Origin of the sequence: Microbacterium sp. UBA3394 (assembly GCF_002358725.1) — a bacterium.
GTDB classification, from domain to species: Bacteria; Actinomycetota; Actinomycetes; order Actinomycetales; family Microbacteriaceae; genus Microbacterium; species Microbacterium luteum.
Genome location: NZ_DEPK01000180.1, coordinates 1 through 4,332, shown reverse-complemented (window position 1 = coordinate 4,332; position 4,332 = coordinate 1). Strand labels below are relative to the sequence as shown.

The 4,332-nt window shown below is 70.9% G+C and carries 3 protein-coding genes; all 3 read right to left on the bottom strand.

All coding sequences use genetic code 11. From position 1 onward, the window contains the following. Positions 1 to 1,576: polyribonucleotide nucleotidyltransferase (locus B4E30_RS10670; protein WP_286795278.1), on the bottom strand; the 1,576-nt coding region annotated here is incomplete at its 3' end. 262 nt (positions 1,577 to 1,838) lie between these two features. Next, the gene (locus B4E30_RS10665) at positions 1,839 to 2,618 is read right to left on the bottom strand and encodes a fructosamine kinase family protein (protein WP_286795277.1); all 780 of its coding nucleotides are present in this window, start codon (positions 2,616 to 2,618) and stop codon (positions 1,839 to 1,841) included. A gap of 52 nt (positions 2,619 to 2,670) precedes the next feature. Next, positions 2,671 to 4,332 (bottom strand): GDSL-type esterase/lipase family protein (locus tag B4E30_RS10660; protein ID WP_286795276.1); only part of this gene is annotated, 1,662 nt, incomplete at its 5' end.

Genomic DNA, 4,332 nt, shown 5'->3' with positions numbered 1-4,332 from the left:
CGGCGCCGAGGATGTCGGTCAGCGCGGCGTAGCGCGTCTGGCCGTCGACCTCGTCGGAGACGAGACCCATCGCGATGCCGGCGACGGGCGCGCGCAGCGGCACGCCCGCGTTCAGCAGCGACAGCGTCGAGGCGCAGACCGAACCCATCGACGTCGAGCCGTTCGAGCCGAGCGCCTCGGACACCTGACGGATCGCGTACGGGAAGTCCTCCCGGCTGGGCAGCACGGGCACCAGCGCGCGCTCGGCCAAGAAGCCGTGGCCGATCTCGCGACGCTTCGGGCTGCCGACACGGCCGGTCTCGCCCGTCGAATACGGCGGGAAGTTGTAGTGGTGCATGTAGCGCTTGCTGGTCGTGGGCGACAGCGAGTCGATCTGCTGCTCCATCTTCAGCATGTTCAGCGTGGTGACGCCCAGGATCTGGGTCTCGCCGCGCTGGAAGATCGCCGAACCGTGCACGCGCGGGATGACCTGCACCTCGGCGTCGAGCGGACGGATATCGGCCAGTCCGCGACCGTCGATGCGCACACCCTCGGTCAGGATACGGCTGCGGACGATCAGCTTGGTGACCGACTTGTACGCGGCGGAGAACTCCTGCGGCGCGGTGGGCGGAAGCTCGCCCGACTCGGTCGCGGCGATCAGCTCGGCCTTGACGCGGTCCTTGATGGCGTCGTCGGCGTTCTGGCGCTCCTGCTTGTCGGCGATCTGGTAGACCCCGACGAGCTCGTCGTACGCACGGGCAGCGACGAAGTCGTAGGTCTCCTGGGCGTATGCCGGGAAGACCGGGTACTCCTGGATCTCCTTAGCGGCGGTGGCGGCGACCTGGCTCTGCGCCTGGACCAGCTGGGTGATGAACGGCTTCGCCGCCTCGAGCCCGGCTGCGACGACCTCCTCCGACGGCTTGGTCGCGCCGCCGCGGATGAGGTTCCAGCTGTGCTCGGTGGCCTCGGCCTCGACCATCATGATGGCCACTTCGCCGTCGGGCAGCACCCGGCCGGCGACGATGAGGTCGAACACGGCCTCGTCGAGCTGCTCTGCCTTCGGGAAGGCGACCCACTGGTCGGCGTTGTCGCCCTGGCCCGGGATGAGCGCCAGGCGCACACCCGCGATCGGCCCGGAGAACGGCAGACCCGAGATCTGAGTGGACAGCGATGCGGCGTTGATCGCGAGGGCGTCGTAGAACTCCCCCGGTGCGATCGAGAGCACGGTCACGACGATCTGGACCTCGTTGCGCAGGCCCGAGACGAACGACGGGCGAAGCGGCCGGTCGATGAGGCGGCACACGAGGATCGCCTCGGTCGAGGGGCGTCCCTCACGACGGAAGAACGAGCCGGGGATCTTGCCGGCGGCGTAGGAGCGCTCTTCGACGTCGACGGTCAGCGGGAAGAAGTCGAAGCCTTCGCGCGGGTGCTTGCCCGCGCTGGTGGCCGACAGGAGCATGGTCTCGTCGTCGAGGTAGGCGGCGACGGAACCCTGCGCCTGCTGGGCGAGGCGCCCGGTCTCGAACCGGACGGTGCGGGTGCCGAAGCGGCCGTTGTCGAGCACGGCTTCGGCGGCGGTGATTTCAGGACCTTCCAAGAGGTCTCTCCTTCTTTGTTTAGACTCGCGGGCGCGTTTCGCCGGCGAGATCGTGCGAAGGAGCAGGAACAGGCAGATCTCAGCGCGCGGCGACGCCGCGTTCGCGCCAGCACTGGTCACCAGTCGAAGATCACCGATCGCCTGATCGGGAACCCACCACAGGGGACCAGCTTCCTGCCGGCCTGCTCCGTGAGCTCATATGGAATTGAGCGGCTGCCACGGGGGCAACCTCAACGAGCCTACCAGCGCGCCGGCTTGCGACCTAGGAACGCCCGGACAGCGCCAGCGTGCGGCGAGCCGCGTCGACCAGCGCGGCGCCGTACGCCGGCCCGTGGCCCACTGCGTGCACGGCCAGCGGATGAAGCTGGTGAACCGGGATGCGCTGGACCCATCCCTCCCGGAGCGGGTGGGTGAGGCGGTAGCCCTCGATCACCTCCTCCAGGTGGGGGCAGCCGAAGAGCTCGAGCATCGCCAGATCGGTCTCGCGATGGCCCCCGTGGGCGGCCGGATCGATGAGCACGACCCCGTCGCGCGAGAACAGCACATTGCCGTTCCAGAGATCGCCGTGCAGACGAGACGGCGGATCGTCGTCGTCGAACACACCGTCGGCGATCACCGCGCACGCCCGCTCGACGAGCGGCACGTCGTCCGCGGCGAGGTTTCCCGCGTCGACCGCCGGGCGGAGGAACACCTCGACGCGGTCTCGGGCGTAGAACGCGCCCCAGCTGCGCTCGGCGGACGCGGGCTGAACGAGCCGGCCGATGTACAGCGGCCCGTCCCACCCGCTCGGCGGCGCGCCGAAGGCGGCAGCTCCGGCGTCGTGCGTGCGGGCGAGAGCTCTGCCGAAGGCACGGGCCGCATCGCGGTCGGCAGGCGCGGTGGCGACGCGCTCGAGACGGATGCGCCCTTCGGCGACCTCGATCACCCTGGCGACACGTGCTCCGCCACGTTCCTCTGCCTCGCCCAGCCAGCGGAGCCCCGCCGCCTCGGCTTCGAAGAACCGTGCGGGCGCATCCGCCTTCTCTTTGACGACCTCTCGCATCCGACCATGCAATCACAGCCGCTCCGGCGAGAGGCCGCCGCTGTCAGCCGGGTCAGGTGGCGGGCTGGCGGTCGCGCGCGCCGGTGCCGCCGCGGCCGATGTCCACGAGGCCCGAGTGCTTGGCCAGCAGGCCGTCGCCGGCCGTGCGGCCGCGCAGCCGACGCCAGATCCAGGGCAGCGCGTCGCGTCGGAACCAGGTGCCGGTGAGCACCGGGTCGTTGTCGGCGTGCAGGGCCGCATCCAGACCGCCGAGGGTCTCGGCGTCGGGAACCCCGAGTGCGTCGGCGGCACGATACGCGACGAAGCGGTGCCCCCGGCTGCGCAGGTGGACTTTGTCGGCGGCCCACATCTCCAGGTCGCCGATCGCGGGGAGCGCTTCGAGGTCGAGCAGGATCGCGCCGGTCTCCTCGGCGATGCGCCGGAGCTCCGAGTTGAAGGCGGCGAAGCGCTTGGCGAAGAGCAGCGCGGCGCGACGGCGAGGAAGGAACGGCGTGACCAGCAGGACGTCGGCCCCGGCCGCGCGAAGAGCGCGCACCGCCACCTCCACCTCTCGGGCGAGGTCGACGGGGTGACCCTTCCGCGCGACCAGGTCGTTGGACCCCATCAGGATCGACACGAGATCCGGCTTCATCGCGAGCGCCTGCGGCAGCTGCTCCTCGGTCAGATGACGCACCCGACGGCTTCGGACAGCGAGGTTGGCGTAGTGGAAGGGACTCGCCCCTCCCCCCGCGTAGGCCAGCAGCTCGGCGAGGCGATCGGCCCACCCGCGGTACTCGCCGGCGGCCATGCGCGAGGAGTCGCACAGGCCCTCGGTGAGCGAGTCGCCGAGCGCGACGAAGCGCTGCCACCTCGGCGCGGCACGGGTCTCGAGCGGGGCCCACGGCCGCGTTGCCGCTCGCGCGAGCAACGCGTCGTCGATGCGACGAAGGCGCCGCGCATCCTCGTAGTGCGCTTCGAGTCGTCCGACCATCGCCTCCCACGACCGCTCGCGCACCGACTCGTGGGCGGCAGCGGCGAAGGCCCGACGCTTGGACTCGTCACCGGTGAGGTCCGACACGCGCGTGCGCAGGTCGTCGAGATCACCGGGTCGATACAGCCAGCCGTCGATGCTCGAGCGGACGAGGTCCACGGGTCCTCCCACGCCGGTCGCGACGACCGGGACGCCGCTGGCGAGTGCCTCCTGGATGGTCTGCCCGAAGGTCTCGCTCTCGCCCGGGTGCACGAAGACGTCGAAGCTCGCGAGCGCCTCACCGAGCGCGTCACCGGTGAGATGCCCGGTGAACACCGCTCCCGGGAGCGCCCGCTCGAGAGCGGGTCGCGAGGGTCCGTCGCCGACGATGACGAGACGCACACCGGGGAGGTCGGCGAGGACTCGCAGGTCCTCGACCTGCTTCTCGGGCGCGAGACGCCCGACGTAACCGACGATCGTCTCGCCGGGTGCGACGCGCTCCCGCCACGGATCGCTTCGCCGGGCGGGGGTGAAGCGATCCGTGTCCACGCCGCGCCCCCACCGTCGAACCCTGTCGACCCCGAGGCCGGCCAGCTGCGTCATCGACGACGTCGACGGCGCGAGGTTGAGCGTGGCCCGCCGGTGCAGGCGCGTGATGTGCGCGGCCACGAGGGACGTCGCGTGGGGAAGACCGTACCGCTGTGCGTAGGCGATCACGTCGGTCTGGTACACGGCGACCGTCGGGATCTTCAAGGCGTCGGCCGC

What these genes read in the sequence shown, in the direction of transcription:
- B4E30_RS10665 (WP_286795277.1), bottom strand. Translation starts at nt 2,618, where the DNA reads ATGCGAGAGGTCGTCAAAGAGAAGGCGGATGCGCCCGCACGGTTCTTC.